Origin of the sequence: Pseudomonas sp. GM18 (assembly GCF_000282195.1) — a bacterium.
Taxonomy (GTDB): Bacteria; Pseudomonadota; Gammaproteobacteria; order Pseudomonadales; family Pseudomonadaceae; genus Aquipseudomonas.
On record NZ_AKJT01000070.1, the window covers coordinates 53090 to 73566 of the forward strand.

The window sequence follows — 20477 nt, forward strand, 5'->3', positions numbered from 1 at the left end:
AGCAATCACAGTGCAGTGAAATCGATCGCCTGATACAAATCTGCGCCGATGCCGGCAAAACTCAATATTGCCGGCAGTTGCGCGGCAAAACCCTGGAAACTATGGTCGCCGCCGGCCTGAATGCGCAAGGCACAGGCCCGGTAATATTGCTGGGCGAGGCGATAGTCCAGCGTTTCATCGCCAGTCTGCAACCATACCTGAAACCGCTGCGGATCCTGGGGCGCCGGCACTTCCAGTTCGGCCAGGGCCGTCACGTGGTCGTGGGTCATTTCCCAGGTCTCATCGGTGTACAGGTTTTTCTGCGTCCCCAGAAACCCGTCGAACATCCGGTGCGGGCTGACGGCAGGGTTGATCAACAGGGCTTTCAAGCCATGGCGCTCGGCCAGGTGAGTCGCATAGTAGCCGCCGAGTGAGCTGCCGACCAGCAGTGGCCGCCCCAGCTCCACAATCGCCCGTTCCAGCTGAGCGATGGCCTCACGGGGATGGTGATGCAGGGCCGGTACACGCAACTGATCGCTCAAGCCCAGCCGTTCCATCACATTCATCAACTGACAGGCCTTTTTCGACGCCGGCGCGCTGTTGAAACCGTGGATATAAAGGATCGAACCAGACATTTGAGCTCCATGTGCGTCGGGTAAAGAAGGCGGAGTTTACTGTAGGAGCTGTCGAGTGCAACGAGGCTACGATCTTTTGACTTTGTTTTTAAAAGCAAGATCAAAAGATCGCAGCCTCGTTGCACTCGGCAGCTCCTACGGGGGCCTTAGCGCCTACAGGGAAAAGTGTCAGTAGCCGTTGGAGCCGTAATCGATTTGGAAATCGAACCCGGTCACGCGCTCAACGCCAGTTTCAAGCTGACCATCGGGCAACAGCCGCAACCACCGATACCCCGGCGCCTGCTCACTCACCTTGAAATCGTCGCTGCCCGGCTCGAACTGAATGCAGGTCGAGGGCGATGCGATCAGGCGAACACCGTTGCGCTCTTGATCGATCTCCTGATGCACATGCCCCCAAAGCACTGCACGCACCTGCGGAAACCGATCCAGTACCGCGAACAACGCCTCTGGATTACGCAAGCCAATGGGCTCCATCCACGCACACCCGATCGACACCGGATGATGATGGAAACACACCAGATGATGCCGCTGCGGCGCCTCGCTCAACGAGCGCACGAGCAATTGCAACTGCTCATCCTGCAAATACCCCGGCACCGAACCTGGCACCGCCGAATCGAGCAACGTCACCCGCCAGTTGCCGATGTCCACCACCGGTTTCAACAATGCACTCTGCACCGCCGCCTCGGCCATGATCCGCGGCTCGTCGTGATTACCGGGAATCCAGCGCGCCGGGGCATCGATCTGCCGGGTCAGATCGCGAAACAGCTGGTACGACTCCAGCGTCCCGTCCTGGGACAGATCGCCAGTGGCAATCATCAGATCGATCTGCGGTTGCTGCTTCAATACCAGCTCAATCACCTGTTGCAGGCTGTCGCGGGTATTCATGCCCAGCAACGTCGCGTCCGCCTCGGCAAACAGGTGACTGTCGGAGAGTTGCACCAGCAACGCCGGATCGGCGGTGGTCAAAGTGGATACGCTCGGCAAGGCGTTCTCCCAGGGCGTGATCACGGGATTGGAAAGTGCCGCAATTATGCTGGGGGACGATCAAAAGAGGAAACCTGTGAACCGGAAGCAGTTCACAACTACACAGCACTCTTAGCGCACAACGGCGTACTCGTGTCCGCAAGCCAGGCAATGACTCAGCCATTCCCCCAGGAACAGATTGAGTTGAGCCTTTTCGTCCGGCTGATGCATCGCGGCGTTCGGGTAAGGATAGATGCCGCGAAAGCGTCGTGCATGTTCAGCACTGATAACTTCGGCCATGCGCGCGTCGTGATACACCTGCACTTCCAGTTGCGGCACCGGCAACCAGGGCAGGCTGTGTTCCTGCCGCACTTGCAGGGTGGTGGTGTACGGACAGGCTTGCAGCACTTCCAGGGCCAGCACGCCAAGCATCTGGTCACCCTGGGTCACGGCAATGCGCCGGGCCGCCGGATCGTTGCGCATGTCCGGCAACAGTCGCATCAGGCGCGCGTAGTTGGCCTCGCAAGAGGCTTGCAGCCCCACGAGGTCGACCCGATAGCGATCGCGCAGCTTGTTTACGACCATAACCCCCTCACTTCCACGCGGTTCAAAGCCAGCCACTGCAAGGCAATGATGCTTGCCGCGTTGGCAATACGTCCGTCGCGCACGGCTTGCAGGGCATCTTCGAAAGCCCAGACCGTGACGCGAATATCTTCTGCCTCTTCCTCCAGCCCATGCAGGCCGCCAACCCCGGCACTGTCGCAACGCCCCAGGTACAAATGCACAAACTCGTTACTGCCACCCGGCGATGGAAAATATTTGGTCATCGGCCAGAGTGCCCCGAATACAAGTCCAGCTTCCTCCTGCGCTTCGCGGTGAGCAACTTCTTCCGGTATTTCATCCTTGTCGATCAGACCGGCGACCAGTTCGATCAGCCACGGATTGTCGGTCTTGCCCATGGCGCCGACGCGAAACTGCTCGATCAGCACCACTTCGTCGCGCTGTGGATCATAAGGCAGCACGCACACCGCATCGTGGCGCAAGAACACTTCACGATTGATCTCGCGACTCATGCCACCGTCGAACAATTCGTGGCGCAAGTGCACGCGGTCGAGCTTGTAGAAGCCCTCGTAGCACTTTTCGCGCCGAACGATATCAACGGCGGTCGGAATGGCGTTGGCAAAATCAGTCATGACAATCCTCGTTTACTGCAAATCCGTTACGAGGCTCCTTTTTGTTACTTGCAACCTCGACTTCGCGCCATCCTAACGCGCCCGCGATGTTTGATGCAGCCCCTTTACAGTCAGCGGGATAGACGGTGAGGGCGAAACCAACTCTAATTAGCTTAGTGGCGAACTGACTGCCTCGTTGAGAGTCGAAGCGGGTAACTTTTCGCCTTCCCCTGTTTCATTAAGGACGCCCATGTCGCTTTTCAAGATCGCCTCCGTGGCCGCCATCGCCCTGACCCTGGGTGCGTGCCAGAGTCTTTTCCAGCCCAATTACCGGACGCCACTGGAAACCACCCGCGACGCTTCCGAACAGCTGAAACCGGGTTGCGCCAACCCTGACTGCCCGCTGGTGAACATCGATACGCTGCACTTCCCGACCGAGCCTGCGCTTGACGGCATCATCGAAAAACGTTTGCTGCAAATGACCCGTACCTCGCCCGACGCCCCTGTAGCGCCGACACTGGCGGCGTATCGCGAGCAATTTTTGAGCAGTGCCGAGCCGCGCTACAGCAGCTACTTGCAAGCCAAGGTACGTGAGCAGCATGACGGCTTGGTGATCATTGAATTGTCCAGCTACCTGGACAACGGCGGTGCCCATGGCACGCCGGGCCGCGGTTTCATCAACTACTCGCGTCAGCAACATAAAGTGCTGACGCTGTCGGACATGGTGATCCCGGGGCAGGAAGAAGCGTTCTGGAAAGCGGCCCAGGTGGCGCACAACAGCTGGCTGATCAGCACCAAACTCGATCAGGAGCCGGAGTTCGTCAAGAGCTGGCCCTTCGTGAAAACCCAGAACGTGGCGTTGACGTACGGCGGGGTGATCCTCAAGTACGAAGTGAGCACCCTCGCGCCTTACGCGCTGGGCCACGTCGAACTGAAGATCCCCTACCCACGCCTGAACGGCATTCTCAAGCCTGAGCTGTTTCCCGGCCGTAGCTGAAGGCCCGACCAAGCACCAGTTGCAGCAGCCCTGCCAGTACCAGAGACGGCAGGGTTGCGCCGATGTCCGGATAGAGATTGGCCAGCAAGTGATAGGTGCTCACCCCGCCCAACCAGGCGAGCAACGCCGGCCAGCGCAAGGCAGCCGACGCCACTTGGCTACTGCGTTTGCGCAGGATGAAGTGATCCACCAGCACCACGCCGAACAGCGGCGCAAACACCGAACCGATCAGCAGCAGGAAATTCTGGTACTGGGCCAATGGCGCCAGGCAAGCGATCAGTGTGCAGATCACGCCGATGGCCAAGGCCAGATGCTCGACTTTCAAGCGCAGCAGAATCCCGCTGGACACCGCCGCCGAATGAATATCGGCAAAGGCATTTTCTGATTCATCCAACAGAATCAGCAGCAACGGAATCCCCAGGCCCGCACCGGCCAGCGCCAGCAGCAAGGCATTCACTTCACCGCTCGGCGCGAACGCCAGGGTGTACGCCACGCCCAGGCTCATCAGCCAGAAGTTGCCGATAAAGAAACCCAACGCCGTACCGCCGAACACATTCTTCGCACGCTTGCCGAACCGCGAGTAATCGGCAATCAGCGGCAGCCAGGACAGCGGCATCGCGATCGCAATGTCGAAGCCCACGGCGAACGGCATCGAACCATCACCGGCCTGCGCCCACAACGCCGCCAGATCAGCCTTGGCGAACAGGTTCCAGGTCAGCCAGATGCACGCGGCCAGCAACAGCCAGATGCCCCACTTGCGCAGGATCTTGCGCACGAAAGTCAGCGGACCGCTGACCGCCAGCAAGGTGGCCAGCGCACCGAAGAACAGCGTCCACAGCAGTGGATTCGACCACAGGCTGCCCTCACTGAATGCACGGGCGCCGAGCAGACTGGCGGCGTCGCGCATCACGATGATTTCGAACGAACCCCAACCGATCAGTTGCAGCAGGTTCAGCACCGCCGGAAGGCTCGCGCCTTTTGCACCGAGGCTGAGTTTGAGCGCCGCCATCGACGACAGGCCGGTGTCACTGCCGATCACGCCGACAGCGGCGAGCAACAGCACGCCGACCAGCGTGCCAAGAAAAATCGCCAGCAACGAGCCGGACAGGCCCAGACCCGGTGCGAGCAGCGCGCCGGTCTGCAACACCATCAGGCCGATGCCGAGGGAGAACCACAGGGAAAACAGATCACGACCGCCGAAGACGCGTTTGTCGGTCGGCACTGCGAGATCCGGGGAGTAAGTGCTGGGTTGAATGCTCAAGGGTGTTATCTCAGAGGAACATTTGTTGTTCTTTGTGATCGTTCCCACGCTCCGCGTGGGAATGCAGCCCTGGACGCAGAGCGTCCCAAAGCGTGACGCAGAGCGTCACAAGAGGCATTCCCACGCAGAGCGTGGGAACGATCAGTGCGGGATCAAACCTTCTTGTACAGCTGACTGCCTTCCTGCTTGAACCGCTCAGCCTGTTCCGCCAGACCCTTGGCGACTTCGGCATCGACGGTTTCGATCCGCTGGTTGGCCGCGTACTCACGGACTTCCTGGGTGATCTTCATCGAGCAGAATTTCGGCCCGCACATGGAGCAGAAGTGCGCGACCTTGGCCGAATCCTTCGGCAGGGTTTCATCGTGGTACGAACGTGCGGTATCCGGATCGAGGCCCAAGTTGAACTGGTCTTCCCAACGGAATTCGAAACGCGCCTTGCTCAAGGCGTTGTCACGAATCTGTGCACCCGGATGCCCTTTGGCCAGGTCGGCGGCGTGAGCGGCGATCTTGTAGGTGATGATCCCGGTCTTCACGTCATCCTTGTTCGGCAGGCCCAAGTGCTCCTTCGGCGTCACGTAGCAGAGCATGGCGCAACCGAACCAGCCGATCATCGCCGCGCCGATACCGGAGGTGATGTGGTCGTAGCCTGGGGCGATGTCGGTGGTCAGTGGGCCGAGGGTGTAGAACGGCGCCTCGTCGCAGCACTCCAGCTGCTTGTCCATGTTCTCTTTGATCAACTGCATCGGCACGTGGCCCGGGCCTTCGATCATGCACTGCACATCGTGCTTCCAGGCGATTTTGGTCAGCTCGCCGAGGGTTTCCAGCTCACCGAACTGCGCTTCGTCGTTGGCGTCGGCAATCGAACCCGGACGCAGGCCATCGCCCAGCGAGAAGCTGACGTCGTAGGCCTTCATGATTTCGCAGATGTCTTCGAAATGGGTGTAGAGGAAGTTTTCCTTGTGGTGCGCCAGGCACCACTTGGCCATGATCGAACCGCCACGGGAGACGATGCCGGTCACGCGCTTGGCAGTCAGCGGCACGTAGCGCAGCAACACGCCGGCGTGGATGGTGAAGTAGTCGACGCCCTGCTCGGCCTGTTCGATCAGTGTGTCGCGGAACAGCTCCCAGGTCAGGTCTTCGGCGACGCCATTGACCTTCTCCAGTGCCTGATAGATCGGCACGGTACCGATCGGCACCGGCGAGTTACGGATGATCCATTCGCGGGTTTCGTGAATGTGCTTGCCGGTGGACAAGTCCATGACCGTGTCCGAACCCCAGCGAATGCCCCAGGTCAGTTTCGCCACTTCTTCTTCGATGGACGAACCCAAGGCACTGTTGCCGATGTTGCCGTTGATCTTCACCAGGAAGTTACGGCCGATGATCATCGGTTCCAGTTCGGTGTGGTTGATGTTGGCCGGAATGATCGCGCGACCGCGGGCGATCTCTTCACGGACGAATTCCGGGGTGATGATTTTCGGTACGCTGGCGCCGAAGCTGTGGCCGGCGTGTTGCTGGTCCAGCAGGCCGGCGGCGCGGGCCACTTCGAGCTTCATGTTTTCGCGGATGGCGACGTATTCCATCTCGGCGGTGATGATGCCTTTGCGGGCGTAGTGCATCTGGCTGACGTTGGCACCCGGCTTGGCGCGACGCGGGTTGTTGACGTGGGCGAAACGCAGCTTGGTCAGCTCCGGATCGGCGAGACGTTCCTGGCCGAAGTTGGAGCTCAGGCCGGACAGGCGCTCGGTGTCGCCACGGGACTCGATCCACGGCGACCGCACATCGGCGAGGCCTTTGCGCACGTCGATGATGACGTTGGGGTCGGTGTACGGGCCCGAGGTGTCATACACCACCACCGGCGCGTTGACTTCGCCACCGAAGTCGGTTGGGGTAACGTCCAGGCTGATTTCGCGCATTGGCACGAGGATGTCCGGGCGTGTGCCCTGAACATAGATTTTTTGCGAGCGGGTAAACGGCTGAACCGATTGCTGATCGACCTTGGCCGAGTCACTCAGGTTGGTTGCGATTTTTGATTTTGTAGTCATCACGGGCTCTCCAGACACACATCCAGGCAGTGGATTTTTGTCGGAGCGAACCTGTAAACGAATGGACGCACGGGCGCTGGAAATTCCAGCAGGTGCTGTGCTCGATGCTCGAGGGGTGTTCGATTGTCGAACAACATCCCGGACGAAGCACAAGAGGACTCGCCGGGTGACGAGAAATCTTGTTCCCTACGCAGGCGCTAACCTGATCAGGTTCAACGGGATCCGAAATTATTCGATCTCAGCCTCATAGCAAGGCACCCCGACAAGAACCCGGCCAGTCTAGACATAACCGGCAAAGAACGCCAACACCGCGGCAAACACCATGATGAATGGCGCAATTGGCGGATTGTTGTCGTACGTACGTGCAACTACACTCGCTACGCCGTGCTGCGCCTTGACGCTGCAGTGCGCCGCGCCGTAGCCTTGGCGTTCAAATTATCAGCGTAATTTTTAGGGATGGCCTCATGCTGCGCAAACTCTCACTGGCCCTTGCCGTGTCTTGTGCGTCCAATGGAATGGCCTGGGCAGCAGAAGCGCCCTTATCGACCAAGACCGACCTGGTCAGCGTCTATCAGGAAGCGGTGGATAACAACGCCGATATCGCCGCCGCCCGTGCCCAATACGGCGCCCAGAAGGAAGTCGTGCCCCAGGCCCGCGCCGGGCTGCTGCCCAACCTGTCGGCCGGTGCCAACATGAACGACACCCGTACCGCGCTCGATCAGCCATCGGTGACCTCGAACCGCAGCGGCACGGTGTATCAGGCGACCCTGTCGCAACCGATTTTCCGCGCCGACCGCTGGTTCCAGTTCCAGGCCGCCAAGGACGTCAACGAACAGGCCGCCTTGCAACTCTCGGCCACCGAACAGAACCTGATCCTGCAAAGCGCCGAAAGCTACTTCAACGTGCTGCGCAGCCAGGACAACCTGGCCTCGACCAAGGCCGAAGAAGCCGCCTTCAAGCGCCAGCTCGACCAGTCCAACGAGCGCTTCGACGTCGGCCTGTCGGACAAGACCGACGTGCTGCAATCCCAGGCCAGTTACGATACGGCACGGGCCAACCGGATTCTCGCTCAGCGTCAGGTGGATGACGCGTTCGAAGCGCTGATCACCCTGACCAACCGTCAATACAACTCGATCCAGGGCATCGTCCACACCTTGCCGATCCTGCCGCCGGCGCCGAACGACGCCAAGGCCTGGGTCGACACCGCCGCCAAGCAGAACCTCAACCTGCTGGCCAGCAACTACGCGGTAAGCGCCGCCGAGGAAACCCTCAAGCAGCGCAAGGCCGGACACGCGCCCACTCTGGATGCGGTCGCGCAATACAAGAAAGGTGACAACGACGCCCTCGGCTTTACCAACCCGAGCGCTACCGGCGTGCGTTACGGCGGCGATGTCGAGCAGCGCACCGTCGGCCTGCAATTGAGCATTCCGATCTACAGCGGCGGGTTGACCAGTTCTCAGGTACGCGAGTCTTACTCTCGACTGGACCAGACCGAGCAACAACGCGAAGCCCTGCGTCGCCAGGTCGTGGAAAACACCCGCAACCTGCACCGCGCCGTCAACACCGACGTCGAGCAGGTGCAGGCACGCCGGCAGTCGATCATCTCCAACCAAAGCGCGGTGGAAGCGACCGAAATCGGTTATCAGGTGGGGACGCGCAACATCGTCGACGTACTCGATGCCCAGCGTCAGCTGTACACCTCGGTGCGCAACTACAACAACACGCGCTACGACTACATCCTCGACAACCTGCGCCTGAAACAGGCCGCCGGCACTTTGAACCCGGGGGATTTGCAGGACCTGACGCGTTATCTCAAGGCCGACTACAACCCGGACAAGGACTTCTTGCCGCCGGATCTGGCGAAGGCTGCGGCCGACCAGCTCAAAGCCAGGCCTTAAAAAACAAAAGCAAAAGATCGTCCGAAGGCTCGGGCCGCGTTCGGACGATCTTTTTTGTTCGCGCGACTCGGTCTACCGATCGATCAACCTGCCCAACCCATCCAGCAACCGCTGCAACGCGCCCTGATTGGTTCGCATCACCTTCAGCCCCGCCTCCGCCATCCGCTGTGCGTCGCGCGGCAGTTCGAACAGCCGCTGCACCGCCAGCGCCAGACTTTCGGCATCATCGACTTCGGCCAACGCTCCGGCGCTGCGCAACTGCGCGGCGATTTCGAGGAAGTTGAACAGGTGCGGCCCACTGAGCACCGGCTTGGCCAAGGCCGCCGGTTCCAGCAGGTTATGGCCGCCGTTGGGCACCAGGCTGCCACCGACGAAAGCGCTGTCGGCCAAGGCGTAGAGAAACAGCAACTCGCCCATGGTGTCGCCCAGCAGCACCGAAGTGTCTGCGTTCACCGGCTCGCCCGTCGAACGCCGCACCGTGGCGAAACCTTTTTGCCGGCACAACTCAAACACCGGGTTGAAGCGCTCCGGATGACGCGGCACCAGAATCAGCAAGGCATCGGGATGATTGGCCAGCAGCCGACGATGGGCATCCAGCACCACCTCGTCTTCACCTTCATGGGTACTCGCAGCGATCCACACCGGGCGTTCCTGCGCCTGCCATTGTCCGCGCAACTCGGCAGCACGCAGCAGCAGTTGCGGGTCGATGGTCAGGTCGAACTTGATCGAACCGGTCACTTCGACGGTTTCCGGGCGTGCACCCAAATCGCGGAAACGCTGCGCTTCGGCTTCGGTCTGCACCGCGAACAGGCTCATCTCGGCGAGCATCGGCCGGGTCAGTTTATGGAAGCGACCATAGCCTTTGGCCGAGCGCTCAGACAGTCGCGCATTGGCCAGGGCCACGGGAATTCCGCGTTTGGCGCACTGATGGATATGGTTGGGCCAGAGCTCGGTTTCCATGATCACCGCCAGTTTCGGCCGGGCCCGATCAAGGAATCGCGCCGCAGCGCAAGGCAAATCGTAAGGCAAATAGCAGTGCTGAATGCGCGGCTCGTTGGCAAACAGCGCCTGGATGCGCTCGGACCCGGTCGGGGTCATGCAGGTAACGGTAATCGGCAGCGTCGGATAACGTTGCAGCAAGGCACGAATCATCGGGGCTGCGGCGATGCTTTCGCCCACCGACACCGCGTGCACCCAGAGGCCGTCCGGCTTCATCGCCGGCAGCGCGAGGGAGAAACGCTCGCCAATACGTTTGGCATACGCCGGCGCCTTGCGCGCCCGCAGCCAGAGCCGAATCGCTACCAATGGCAGCCCCAGGTAAAACAGCGCGGTGTAGAGAGTTCTATTCATGGCGGCGGAGTTTATCGGTTTTTTAGCCGATCGCCTGCAAGTGCACGGCAAAACGTTCCGCCAGCCAACGAGCTGCCGGACCGAGAGGCTCGTCGCGGCGCCAGACCAGTTCAACAATCAAGGCCGGCGGCGTCCATTCGCTGGTCAGTTCGACCATCAGATTCTGATACGCCGGGTACTGCACCACATGGCGCGGCAACCAGGCCCAGCCAAGGCCGCGCATCACCCATTCGGCCATCACATAGAAACTGTCGGCCCGCCAGACCTGTGGGCTGGCCGGCTCACTGCCGGGATAGACGCTGGATTGCGTGGACATCAGCAACTGTCGGTGCTGCGCCAGTTGCTGGCAATTGACCTGCGTCTGCTGCGCCAATGGATGCCCCACGCCGCACACCGTGACCATTTCAACGCTGCCCAGCACTCGGCGTTCGAGGGCTTCGGGAATCTGCTCGTGATAAAACAGCAAGCCCAGGTCGGCCCGGCGCTCCACCAGTTTGCGCGCGACATCGCCCTGGGCGGCACTGGTCAGTTGCACTTCGAGACTGGGGAATCGTTCGGCCAGGGCCTCGAAGCTTTCAACCACTGCCTGATAAGGCATTGCCTCGTCCTGAGCCACCCGCAAACTCGCTTCCTGGCCGCGCATCATCGCTAGTGCCCGGCCATTGAGGCGCTCACATTGGCGCAGCACTTCCCGCGCCTCTTCAAGCAGCGCGGTGCCGGCTTCGGTGAGTTTCGGCTGGCGACCACTGCTGCGATCGAACAGGCTGACGCCCAGGTCTTCTTCCAGCAGCGCAATCGAACTGCTGACTGCCGACTGCGCCTTGCGCTGATCCCGCGCTACCGCGGAAAAAGAACGCTGTTCCGCGACACTGACAAACAAGTGCAGCTGTTCCAGACTCCATTGCATGTTCATGGCTCAACCCATCTTCAGAACAGATAGGTAATGACTTTACCCCATCTGGCGGATCTCTAAAATGCCGACCTCAGAGAGCAACACTTCACACGAGGATTGACCCATGACCGCTTACTACTACCTGGCCATCGCCATCTGCGCCGAAGTGATCGCTACTGTTTCGATGAAAGCGGTCAAAGGTATCAGCACGCCACTGCCGCTGCTGCTGGTCATCGTCGGTTACGGAATTGCTTTCGGGATGCTGACCCTGGTGGTGCGCAGCGTTCCGGTGGGCGTGGCCTACGCGGTATGGGCCGGCATGGGCATTGTGATGGTCAGCGTCGCGGCACTGTTTATCTACGGGCAGAAACTGGATGTGCCGGCAATGCTGGGCATGGCGCTGATTGTGCTGGGCGTCGTGGTTATTCAGCTGTTCTCGAAAACCGCGGGGCACTGAAAGAAAAGATCGCAGCCTTCGGCAGCTCCTACACAAGCAAATCGTGCTCACCTATCGGGCCCTGATGCACGGTTTTCTGTAGCAGCTGCCGAAGGCTGCGTTCGGCTGCGAAGCAGTCGTGAAACCTGACGACACCGTTCCTGAGACAGATCGAAGGGCGAGGACTTCGTCCTCGAACGCAGCCTTCGGCAGCTGCTACAAAGATTGTGTCCGCCATGAATCTGTATACTGCGCCCTCGTCTTGAACACTGAGGTCGCTGCATGCCATCCGTTATTTCCACCGACGTTCTCATTGTCGGCGCTGGTGTCGCCGGCCTCTGGCTGAATGCACGCCTGCGCCGCCTGGGTTTTTCGACCGTGCTGGTGGAAAGCGCCAGCCTCGGTGGCGGGCAGAGCCTGAAGTCTCAGGGCATCATCCACGGCGGTGCCAAGTACGCGCTGCACGGTGCCCTGACCGGTGCCTCGGAGGCCATCGCCGACATGCCCCGTCGCTGGCGCGAAGCGCTGGCTGGCAACGGCGAGCTGGACCTGTCCGGCGTGCGCATGTTGTCTGACGCTCACTATCTCTGGTCCCCCGGCACCCTCGCCGGCAACCTCACCAGTTTCTTCGCCAGTAAAGCCGTGCGCGGGCGGGTCGATCAGGTCAAGGGCGAGCAACTGCCACCAGCCCTGCAAGACAAGCGCTTCAAGGGCAAGGTCTATCGCCTGTCGGAACTGGTGGTCGACGTGCCGAGCCTGATCCAGCGTTTGGCCGATCTGTCGGGTGACGGCCTGCTGGCTGGTCAGCACATCGAACCGCTGCTGGAAAACGGCGAATTGGTCGGCTTGAAAGTAGATGAGCGCGAAATCCGTGCCCAACGCATCGTCCTCAGCGCCGGTGCCGGCACCGCCGACCTGCTCACGGCGCTGGGCCTGAGCCAGCCGGCCATGCAAAGCCGCCCCCTGCACATGATCATCGTCAAAGGCCCGGGCCTCAAACCGCTGTACGCCCATTGCCTGGGCGGTGGGCCAAAGCCACGCATCACCGTGACCACTCATCCGGCTGCCGATGGCCAATGGATCTGGTACGTAGGTGGCGACATTGCCGAAGCCGAAGGCGTGGCCCGCGAGCCTGCCGCGCAAATCACCGCCGCCCAGAAAGAACTTGGCCAGTTGCTGCCGTGGATCGACCTGAGCACCGCGCAGTGGGCGACCTTGCGGGTTAACCGTGCCGAGCCTCTGCAATCGGGCCTGACCCGCCCGGACAACGCCTTCCTCGCCGAGCAGAATCGTCTGCTGGTGGGCTGGCCGACCAAACTGGCCCTGGCACCGGACTTCTCTGACCGCGTCATCGCCTCGTTGCAACGCGACGGCATTCAGCCAAGCCATGCCGCGCCGCTGCCGGAACTGCCGAAACCGCCGATGGGTGTCCCTGCCTGGGAGCAACTGCTGCCATGAGCCAACCGACCCTGCATGATCTGCATCGCCCGCTGGGCAGCACCGGCCTGCGGGTATCGCCCCTGGGCCTGGGCACCGTGAAACTTGGCCGCGATCAAGGGGTGAAATACCCCAACGGTTTCCAGATTCCCGACGATGACGAAGCGCGCCGGCTGCTCAAACTTGCTCGCGACCTGGGCATCAACCTGATCGATACCGCGCCGGCCTATGGCCGCAGCGAAGAGCGTCTCGGCCCGTTGCTGCGTGGTCAGCGTCAGGACTGGGTCATCGTCAGCAAGGTCGGCGAAGAGTTTGCCGACGGTCAGTCCCGCCATGATTTCAGCGCCGCGCATACCCGGTACTCGGTGGAACGCAGCCTGCAACGCCTGGAAACGGATTTTATCGACCTGGTGCTGGTGCACTCCGACGGCAACGACCTGGCGATTCTTAACAACAGCGAAGTCTATGCCACCCTCGCGAAGCTCAAGACCGAAGGCAAGATTCGCGGCTTCGGCTTCTCCGGAAAAACCGTCGAAGGCGGTTTGAAGGCTCTGGAACAAGGTGATTGCGCGATGGTCACCTACAATCTGAACGAACAGAACGAGAAGGCAGTCATTGACTATGCTGCTGCTCACGGCAAAGCGATCCTGGTCAAGAAAGCCCTGGCCAGCGGTCACGTCTGCCTGAGCCCGGGCGTTGATCCGGTGCGTGCCAGCTTCGAATTGTTGTTTGAACACCCGGGCGTGGCCAGTGCTATTGTCGGGACCATCAATCCGCTGCACCTCGCCCACAACGTCGCGACCGTTGCCCAGGTCCTTCGTAGCCATTGATGCCGCCCACGCGGCCTTAAGCAGGAGCCGACATGCCGCGTACGCTGATCAGAAAGAACCCGAGCAACTTCAAGACCCTGCCGTTATTCGTCGAAGCGACGCCCGAAGGCTTGAGTTATCAGAGCGTCGGGATGCCGCTGAACTTCTCCCAGACCCTGCAACGTCGTCGCCCGGTGACGGTGGCCAACAGCGAGCGGTTTGCCCTGGAGCTGGCGAACCTCGGGGTCTCGGTGCGCCTGACCCTGCATTGGCAGAATCGCGATTACTGGGTGTTGGTGCGTCAGCGTCGGCAAGACCGTGGCGATGTGGTGCTCAAGCTGATCTCCGGTTATGTGCCGGCCCATGAGCTGAACCTGCCGCTGCACACGGCAACCCAGGAAATTGCCGAAGAATGCCTGCTGGAAACCCCGGAAGGCTGGCTCAGCGGGCGCTTCAACGAAACCTGGCTGCCAGCGCCTTACTCAGCTGCCCTGCATTACCGCGAAGCCCTGCCGTTTCGCCTGACACCACTATCCGGCTCGGCGCGGCCGGTGCGCTGCGCGAACATGCCGCTGATCGAACGTCCCCGGGCCTACGTGCACTTGCCGACAGCCTCGCTGCAATTGATCTACGATTTGCGCCTGGACGTGCCCAAGGAAGCCAAATCCCTGAGCCTGTTCCATGTCGACGAGCGGCTGGAGGGCGATCAACTGGTGGCCCGGCTCGATCGCAAACGTCCCGATTTGTACTTGATGCCACTTGAAGATGGGGTGCCCCTCCCCGAGTTGTATACGCTCAAGCGCGATAAGCTTTTACCGGCCAGTACCCGTGGACTGTATCTGGCGGAGAGTTTTGCTATCCAACAAGGTTGGGTGGTCCGTGAAGAACGTATTCGCTGGAAAGACTGGATAGCACAACAAGGGCTGGGAGTACCGAAAGCTCAGCGACAAGGGTTGAAGCAACTGAGCGTAAAGGCTCTCCGACTAGTGAGGCTGGTGCGGGGAACACTGAGTAAATAATTGCTTGCGCCTAGCCTGATCGTTGCTTGTCCATGAACGTGCGAAACTGCGCAAGCAGATGGAAGTAGCGATTCTCGCGCTTGCCCATGCCTCGCTTGGGGGAGAACGACTCATCAGCAAAGGCACCGGTGATACGAACACGGGAAGCCTTGGTATCCATGGTGCAGATCCGGGCTCCTGCCTGTTGCAGTACGTATTTGAGCAGTCGTTCGGAATGTAACGTCCTTCCTGTCGCCTTGCAGAAGTCGAAGATGTGCTCAATCCTTTTCCCATATGCCATGTAGGTATCACGCCCACAAATGGCAAAACGATCGTTCAGCCCCCCCCACCACTGCCAATCAGGGATATAGCTATTCAGTCGCCTGGCCTCTGGGTGCTTGAACACATAAGCGGGAAGCGGTGTGTGATAGAAATTATCCGGCCGGACGAATACAACGAAATCAGGATTGAACGACTCCATCATGGCGGTGACTGTGTGCAGCGAATTCAGCTGATAGATCAGGTTCCGAAGTGATGCGAACTCATCAGCCCAGGTATCGCCGAGTGCCTTGACTTGTTCAAAGTTCCAACGCTCCAGAACTCCTTCCGTTGAAGTGAGCAGGCCCGTCATACACTCGAAAGCCTTGTAGTTGTCCGCCTTCAGCTCACCCTTTTCACCTGAACGCGCGTTCTGGATTTCGTCGATTTCATAGAGATGATAAAAGCATTTTACGTTGCTGTTCGGAGGCAACTGCGCAAGCACGTTTTCTTGAATGGAGGGAAAGCAGATTTCCGAGTTTCTTGGAATACCAAAAAAAGCCACCGCAATATTTAACACTCGACAACACCCCTGAAAGAAAACGAGCCCACTTTTCAGCGCTCTGCTGGTGATCGTTCACAATCAATCATTCATTTGCGGCGAAGCAATACTTGCCACCAACTACGACGCTGCAGAGGCACGACGATGACGTCCGACTTTTGCAACCAGTCCCGCTCATAGTCCCAGGCATGCCCGCCCCAGAGCTTTCCTGCTTCGTTGGAAAAACCCAATGTCATCAGTTGGTAGGTATAACCGGTGTGGCTGCGCAACCAATCGAATAACACCAGCGCATTGAAGCCGGTGGAAGGTCCAACATAACGTTTGCCTTCTGGTCGATCGACCGGGTAGTTCCACAGTGCCGGTAACGGAATACGCTCCCAAAAAAGAGCCACTCGCGGCAAAGGGCACATCGCCTGCGTACTTCCCACCAGCATCGTGAAACAACGCTCGCCAGCCTGTTCGAACAGTCGCTGCACTTCAGGTCCATAGGGAAGGCCGAAAAAGTAAGCGTCCGGCGCGTTGAAGCCATGCACGAATACATTGACGCTCTGCGGGCAAAGCAATACCGATTTAACACAGGTGTTGAAGCTGACCACGACGTCATCAACACCAATATTCAGCGCCTGGAAATCGGCCGGCGTAATGGCTGGATTATTGGCTATAAGCACAACACGAGAAGCCATGCGCAAGCACTCTTTCAGCTCCTCCGGCAGTCCATCCATAACGGACTGGTGACCGCCAGGCATCGCATCCCGCGCTACTTGCTCGCGGGTTTGAGGTGTTTGACATTCCATAAGCTACTCCGGAACCTCCATCCCATGACGTAACTTGACCCACAGGCGAGTGAATGCTGATGGCGGTCGCCAAGGACGCATTTCACGCTGGATTTCAACAGCGAGGGCACGCCCCACACGTGCGAAGGAATACTGGCTCTCAGCGAACGCCTGCCCGTTACTGGCGATACGAGACGCTAACGCAGGGTCACTCTCCAACAGCTTGAGCTTTTCCACCGCCTCATCTTCGGAGTGATAGAACACGGTGTTGTGCATATCCTGAAAACCCAACAATCCGTCTTCTTCACCCTGACTCCAGGCCAGCAGTACACAGCCACAAGCCATGGCTTCAAAGTTCTTGATCATGAATTCGCCCATGCCGATGTCGGCACTGACAAATATCTTGATGCGATTGAGTGTTTCCAGATATTCGGCGCCAGACTGGGTCCGGGTTACCAACATACCGGTACGCAGAGCCAGCGATTCAAGGACCGCCTTGCGCTGCGCATATTCGGTACTTTTCAGACTGCCCAGAAAACCGATCGGAATGTCTCGCACACCGTCCATGTTATGCAGCATCTGTTCGTCATATCCTTTTGAAACGAACACTGCATCGATATTTTCAGCTTGCATCCGGCGCGCAACAACAGCGCCAGACACCAGCACGCGAGAGCTTGGGAGACGGCGATACAAACGCGAATAAACCCTGAGGTACTTACTCTCAGACATATAGTTCTGATAGGCGTCATGTTCGAGAAAAATCAGCCCGGGAATACACTTTAGAACACTGATCTGCGGGGCGAGGCGCTTGACTCTAGAGAAAATCACAACCCGGTCGAAGTTCTGGTAGTTGACCGAAGCGAGAAACGGACCGAGGTTCATCTGCTGTTTTTTGCTTATGCGATAGACGACACATTCATCGCAGTTCTGTTGCACGATCTCATACAGGCGATCCAGAATGACTCGTTGTTCGTCCATCACCAGAAGCATGACTTTCATACATTAATTACCACGAGACAAAAGCAGGTAAGCGCATCGGGTTCGTACCGGCCAACATCAACGGGAACGGTTTTCCCTCACGATAAAATCCGTTCACACACAGTACAAAACGGGGGGATGTTCACCTCAACGGTTGAGAATTTTCTCGACGATCGCCGTGGTCGAGCTGTTTTCCACCAACCCCAGCACTTTCACCGTCCCACCGTAACCTTTGACGATGTCCGCACCGACCACTTGGTCGATCCCATAATCACCGCCCTTGACCAGTACGTCCGGCTTGACCTCGCGCAGCAGGTTTTCTGGCGTGCTGTCAGCAAAACTGATCACCCAGTCCACCGCACCCAGACCGGCCAGTACCGCCATGCGACGGTCGACACTGTTGATCGGACGACCCGGCCCTTTCAAGCGGCTCACCGACGCATCGTCATTGACCGCCACGATCAGACGATCACCCTGAGCGCGCGCCTGTTCGAGGTAGGTCACATGGCCGGCATGCAGGATGTCGAAGCAGCCATTGGTGAAAACGATCTTCTCGTTGTGTGCACGCGCGTCGTCGACCGCCAGCAGCAACTGCTCGAGGCCCAGCACACCGCGCTCGGAGCCTTCCTCGCGCTGGATCGCCCGACGCAGTTCCGGCGCGCTGATGGCCGCGGTACCGAGCTTGCCGACCACGATGCCCGCCGCCAGGTTGGCCAGGGCCACCGCGTGGGGCAGTTCTTCGCCCGCAGCGATCGCCGCCGCCAGGGTAGAAATCACCGTGTCACCGGCACCGGTCACGTCGAATACTTCACGGGCACGGGCCGGCAGGTGCAGCGCCGGATGATCCGGACGTAGCAAGGTCATGCCGTGCTCGCCGCGGGTTACCAGCAACGCACCGAGGTCGAGGTCGTGCATCAGCTGCGCACCCTTGCTCACCAGTTCGTGCTCATCGGCGCAACCGCCGACAATGGTTTCGAATTCGCTGAGGTTCGGGGTGATAAGGCTCGCGCCACGGTAGATCGAGAAATCCTTGCCCTTGGGATCAGCCAGCACCGGAATGCCACGGGCACGGGCGGCCTGGATCAGCACCTGATGGTTTTTCAGCGCGCCTTTGCCGTAGTCGGACAGCACCAGCACCTTGATGCCTTCGAGCAATTCGTCGACTTGCTCGCCCAGCGCCAGGGCGTCGGTTGCGAAAGGCTCTTCGAAGTCGATACGCAGCAATTGCTGGTGACGGCTCATGACTCGCAGCTTGACGATGGTCGGCTGGTGCGCAATGCGCTGGAACAACGCCCGCACGCCGGCGCCCTTGAGGCTATTGACCAGGCTGTCGGCGGCTTCATCGTCGCCGGTCACACCGACCAGCGAGGCCGGTGCACCGAGCGCGGCAATGTTCAAGGCAACGTTGGCGGCACCGCCCGGGCGGTCCTCGATTTGCTCAACCTTGACGACCGGAACCGGCGCCTCAGGGGAAATCCGTGAGGTACCGCCATGCCAGTAGCGGTCGAGCATGACATCGCCGACCACCAAGACAGGGGCTTGATTGAATCGCGGCATGGACAACTTCATGGGGCAACCCACATACAAAATGAACAGGGGCGCGATATTAGCACAGGGGAAAGCGCCGTCCGCCTCAATCTGAAAGATCACGCACCCAGAACAATTCGTGACGCCGTACCGCCTTGCGGAAAAATTCGTTGCTGCCTGTGGCTGGCCAGCGCCGACCGGCCAGCGCCCGCTGAATCAGACGTCGCAGCTGACGCTTGAAAACCGGCACCTCTTGCAGGTCGTGCTCCATGGCCAGCGCCATGGCCTTGTCCAATTGCACATCCGAGGACAGCTGCGGACTCCACAGTTTGTCGCAAGGCAACTGTTCGATGACCGGCGGCAAAGCGATACCGGCGCCGGCCGGCCCCATCGGCCAGCGGTCGTTGTCATGCAGATGATTGGCGTACATCAGCAAGGTCGCAGGCTTCCATGCGCTGGCGGCAATGGCTTCCAGAATCGCGCGGGTCGAAGCGACATGATCGCTGTGAGGGTCCAGCTCAGGATGGGGAGTCACCACCACTTCGGGACGGAAATGTTCCAATAGCGCCACCAGATCGGCGATCAGGTTTTGCCAGGTCGGCGCCCCGTCAATATCGGCGGGCAAATTCATAGGATTTTGCCGGCGCACAGGGCGAACATCGCTGTCCCCAGACTCGCGCGAGCCGAACAGCTTGCCTGGCTCCCCAGCCATCAACGACAGTTGAAGGCAGTAATAACCCAATTGCACGCAGCGATTAACGGGCACACCACCCCACTGCGGAATGGCCAGGCTGTCCCAACTGCGCAGGCGCCCTTTCAGACGCGCCGCCTGAGACTCGCTCAACCCCAGGCGTTGAAAGTTCTCAGCCTCGATTTCGCCCTGAGTCAGGGTGACGATGCTGACCTGTTCACTGCGGCTGTAAAGGCCGAACGCGGCCAGTTCAGCATCATCCGCGTGAGGCGCCAAAATCATCACGCGCTGCTGCGTATAATCGGGATTGGCCATGACCCACAGCGTACCCGTGGCAGACAGGGTGCAATAGCGCCCACATACCGCTAGCGAACCTTGGGCAAGTATTGCGCGCTGACCCGAGAGATTAAGGAAACGCCGACCTTTTACGCCGCGCTCGAACGCCTGGTGGTCATCTCCCACCTCGACAAACGGATCGAGCCAGCGACCCAGCCAAGTGGTTTTCAATTCAAGTTCAAGTATGAGTGTCTCGCCTTCAGCCATCGGCTCACTCAAACGCACCAAGCCAGCCCCGAGACTCACCGCCTGATGCGGAGTCCCCCCGGGAAAGTCGTATTGATAGTCATCGCAAGCCCGGTAAAACAGGTGATCGGCAAACCACGCCTCGTGCGCGACCCAGGCCAGTACCAACAGGAGCGGCACCATCCACCACCCCAACCAAAAACCGAGTACTGCCAGCGTCAGCAGGAAGAAGAGGATAAATACTCGCTTGTTACGGCGATGAGCCTTAAGAAGCCGTTGCTTGCGAGCACTCATGAA

At 59.7% G+C, this 20477-nt stretch carries 19 protein-coding genes and 1 riboswitch; of the genes, 6 read left to right on the forward strand and 13 right to left on the reverse strand.

Annotation, left to right across the window (positions count from 1 at the left end):
* Positions 1-5: 5 nt before the first annotated feature.
* The 4 genes from PMI21_RS10335 to PMI21_RS10320 form a co-directional block, all read right to left on the reverse strand.
* On the reverse strand, positions 6-614 hold the full coding sequence (locus PMI21_RS10335; protein WP_007939626.1) for a YqiA/YcfP family alpha/beta fold hydrolase: 609 nt from the start codon (positions 612-614) through the stop codon (positions 6-8).
* Positions 615-782: 168 nt separating this feature from the next.
* Positions 783-1598, reverse strand: coding sequence for a 3',5'-cyclic-AMP phosphodiesterase (gene cpdA / locus PMI21_RS10330; RefSeq protein ID WP_007939628.1), 816 nt, complete (start codon positions 1596-1598; stop codon positions 783-785).
* A 111-nt stretch (positions 1599-1709) separates the two neighbouring features.
* Positions 1710-2162: a DUF1249 domain-containing protein gene (locus PMI21_RS10325; RefSeq protein ID WP_007939629.1), complete on the reverse strand. Its 453-nt coding sequence runs from the start codon at positions 2160-2162 to the stop codon at positions 1710-1712.
* Positions 2153-2770: an NUDIX domain-containing protein gene (locus PMI21_RS10320; protein WP_007939630.1), complete on the reverse strand. Its 618-nt coding sequence runs from the start codon at positions 2768-2770 to the stop codon at positions 2153-2155. The genes PMI21_RS10325 and PMI21_RS10320 overlap by 10 nt, the downstream gene beginning before the upstream one ends.
* Positions 2771-2999: 229 nt before the next feature.
* Here PMI21_RS10320 and PMI21_RS10315 point away from each other — a divergent pair, with 229 nt between their 5' ends.
* Positions 3000-3746 carry an RsiV family protein gene (locus PMI21_RS10315; RefSeq protein WP_007939631.1) on the forward strand — a complete coding sequence of 249 codons (747 nt, stop codon included), beginning with the start codon at positions 3000-3002 and terminating at the stop codon, positions 3744-3746.
* On the opposite strand, the gene cytX is transcribed toward PMI21_RS10315, so the two are convergent.
* Positions 3715-5007 carry a putative hydroxymethylpyrimidine transporter CytX gene (gene cytX / locus PMI21_RS10310; RefSeq protein WP_007939633.1) on the reverse strand — a complete coding sequence of 431 codons (1293 nt, stop codon included), beginning with the start codon at positions 5005-5007 and terminating at the stop codon, positions 3715-3717. The genes PMI21_RS10315 and cytX overlap by 32 nt on opposite strands.
* Positions 5008-5159: 152 nt before the next feature.
* Positions 5160-7049, reverse strand: coding sequence for a phosphomethylpyrimidine synthase ThiC (gene thiC / locus PMI21_RS10305; RefSeq protein ID WP_007939635.1), 1890 nt, complete (start codon positions 7047-7049; stop codon positions 5160-5162).
* 166 nt (positions 7050-7215) lie between these two features.
* A riboswitch (TPP riboswitch) is annotated at positions 7216-7321 on the reverse strand.
* 192 nt (positions 7322-7513) lie between these two features.
* On the opposite strand from thiC, the gene PMI21_RS10300 reads away from it, so the two are divergent.
* Complete coding sequence (locus PMI21_RS10300) at positions 7514-8947, forward strand: TolC family outer membrane protein (protein ID WP_007939636.1); 1434 nt, start codon at positions 7514-7516, stop codon at positions 8945-8947.
* Positions 8948-9019: 72 nt separating this feature from the next.
* On the opposite strand, the gene waaA is transcribed toward PMI21_RS10300, so the two are convergent.
* Together waaA and PMI21_RS10290 are read right to left on the reverse strand one after the other, a co-directional pair.
* Entirely contained in the window at positions 9020-10297 is a 1278-nt protein-coding gene (waaA, locus tag PMI21_RS10295) for a lipid IV(A) 3-deoxy-D-manno-octulosonic acid transferase (RefSeq protein WP_007939637.1), read from the reverse strand.
* A gap of 22 nt (positions 10298-10319) precedes the next feature.
* On the reverse strand, positions 10320-11210 hold the full coding sequence (locus PMI21_RS10290; protein WP_033064089.1) for a LysR family transcriptional regulator: 891 nt from the start codon (positions 11208-11210) through the stop codon (positions 10320-10322).
* Positions 11211-11313: 103 nt separating this feature from the next.
* On the opposite strand from PMI21_RS10290, the gene PMI21_RS10285 reads away from it, so the two are divergent.
* The 4 genes from PMI21_RS10285 (at position 11314) to PMI21_RS10270 (ending at position 14890) form a co-directional block, all read left to right on the forward strand.
* A complete protein-coding gene (locus PMI21_RS10285) occupies positions 11314-11646 on the forward strand; it encodes a DMT family transporter (RefSeq protein WP_007939639.1) in 333 nt (110 codons plus the stop codon).
* A 261-nt stretch (positions 11647-11907) separates the two neighbouring features.
* Positions 11908-13083 carry an NAD(P)/FAD-dependent oxidoreductase gene (locus PMI21_RS10280; RefSeq protein ID WP_007939640.1) on the forward strand — a complete coding sequence of 392 codons (1176 nt, stop codon included), beginning with the start codon at positions 11908-11910 and terminating at the stop codon, positions 13081-13083.
* Complete coding sequence (locus PMI21_RS10275; RefSeq protein WP_007939641.1) at positions 13080-13892, forward strand: aldo/keto reductase; 813 nt, start codon at positions 13080-13082, stop codon at positions 13890-13892. Before PMI21_RS10280 ends, PMI21_RS10275 begins: the two co-directional genes overlap by 4 nt.
* Positions 13893-13924: 32 nt before the next feature.
* Entirely contained in the window at positions 13925-14890 is a 966-nt protein-coding gene (locus tag PMI21_RS10270) for a hypothetical protein (protein WP_007939642.1), read from the forward strand.
* A gap of 10 nt (positions 14891-14900) precedes the next feature.
* Here PMI21_RS10270 and PMI21_RS10265 read toward each other — a convergent pair whose 3' ends face one another.
* The 5 genes from PMI21_RS10265 to PMI21_RS10245 all read right to left on the reverse strand — a co-directional run bounded on the left by PMI21_RS10265 (position 14901) and on the right by PMI21_RS10245 (position 20474).
* On the reverse strand, positions 14901-15707 hold the full coding sequence (locus PMI21_RS10265; RefSeq protein ID WP_007939643.1) for a hypothetical protein: 807 nt from the start codon (positions 15705-15707) through the stop codon (positions 14901-14903).
* A gap of 71 nt (positions 15708-15778) precedes the next feature.
* Entirely contained in the window at positions 15779-16483 is a 705-nt protein-coding gene (locus tag PMI21_RS10260) for a hypothetical protein (RefSeq protein ID WP_007939644.1), read from the reverse strand.
* A 3-nt stretch (positions 16484-16486) separates the two neighbouring features.
* Positions 16487-17461: a glycosyltransferase family protein gene (locus PMI21_RS10255; protein ID WP_007939645.1), complete on the reverse strand. Its 975-nt coding sequence runs from the start codon at positions 17459-17461 to the stop codon at positions 16487-16489.
* Between the two features lie 126 nt (positions 17462-17587).
* Positions 17588-19009: a bifunctional D-glycero-beta-D-manno-heptose-7-phosphate kinase/D-glycero-beta-D-manno-heptose 1-phosphate adenylyltransferase HldE gene (gene hldE / locus PMI21_RS10250; protein WP_033064090.1), complete on the reverse strand. Its 1422-nt coding sequence runs from the start codon at positions 19007-19009 to the stop codon at positions 17588-17590.
* A 64-nt stretch (positions 19010-19073) separates the two neighbouring features.
* Positions 19074-20474, reverse strand: a complete 1401-nt coding sequence (locus tag PMI21_RS10245) for a PIG-L deacetylase family protein (RefSeq protein ID WP_007939647.1) — start codon at positions 20472-20474, stop codon at positions 19074-19076.
* Between the last annotated feature and the right edge of the window lie 3 nt (positions 20475-20477).

Excerpts from the sequence above, each read along its gene's own strand:
- PMI21_RS10275 (WP_007939641.1), top strand. The coding sequence starts at position 13,080 with ATGAGCCAACCGACCCTGCATGATCTGCATCGCCCGCTGGGCAGCACC.
- PMI21_RS10280 (WP_007939640.1), top strand. The coding sequence starts at position 11,908 with ATGCCATCCGTTATTTCCACCGACGTTCTCATTGTCGGCGCTGGTGTC.
- thiC (WP_007939635.1), bottom strand. The coding sequence starts at position 7,049 with ATGACTACAAAATCAAAAATCGCAACCAACCTGAGTGACTCGGCCAAG.
- PMI21_RS10290 (WP_033064089.1), bottom strand. The coding sequence starts at position 11,210 with ATGAACATGCAATGGAGTCTGGAACAGCTGCACTTGTTTGTCAGTGTC.
- waaA (WP_007939637.1), bottom strand. The coding sequence starts at position 10,297 with ATGAATAGAACTCTCTACACCGCGCTGTTTTACCTGGGGCTGCCATTG.
- PMI21_RS10270 (WP_007939642.1), top strand. The coding sequence starts at position 13,925 with ATGCCGCGTACGCTGATCAGAAAGAACCCGAGCAACTTCAAGACCCTG.
- PMI21_RS10335 (WP_007939626.1), bottom strand. The coding sequence starts at position 614 with ATGTCTGGTTCGATCCTTTATATCCACGGTTTCAACAGCGCGCCGGCG.
- hldE (WP_033064090.1), bottom strand. The coding sequence starts at position 19,009 with ATGAAGTTGTCCATGCCGCGATTCAATCAAGCCCCTGTCTTGGTGGTC.
- PMI21_RS10320 (WP_007939630.1), bottom strand. The coding sequence starts at position 2,770 with ATGACTGATTTTGCCAACGCCATTCCGACCGCCGTTGATATCGTTCGG.
- PMI21_RS10255 (WP_007939645.1), bottom strand. The coding sequence starts at position 17,461 with ATGAAAGTCATGCTTCTGGTGATGGACGAACAACGAGTCATTCTGGAT.
- PMI21_RS10315 (WP_007939631.1), top strand. The coding sequence starts at position 3,000 with ATGTCGCTTTTCAAGATCGCCTCCGTGGCCGCCATCGCCCTGACCCTG.
- PMI21_RS10245 (WP_007939647.1), bottom strand. The coding sequence starts at position 20,474 with ATGAGTGCTCGCAAGCAACGGCTTCTTAAGGCTCATCGCCGTAACAAG.
- PMI21_RS10260 (WP_007939644.1), bottom strand. The coding sequence starts at position 16,483 with ATGGAATGTCAAACACCTCAAACCCGCGAGCAAGTAGCGCGGGATGCG.
- PMI21_RS10300 (WP_007939636.1), top strand. The coding sequence starts at position 7,514 with ATGCTGCGCAAACTCTCACTGGCCCTTGCCGTGTCTTGTGCGTCCAAT.
- PMI21_RS10285 (WP_007939639.1), top strand. The coding sequence starts at position 11,314 with ATGACCGCTTACTACTACCTGGCCATCGCCATCTGCGCCGAAGTGATC.
- PMI21_RS10325 (WP_007939629.1), bottom strand. The coding sequence starts at position 2,162 with ATGGTCGTAAACAAGCTGCGCGATCGCTATCGGGTCGACCTCGTGGGG.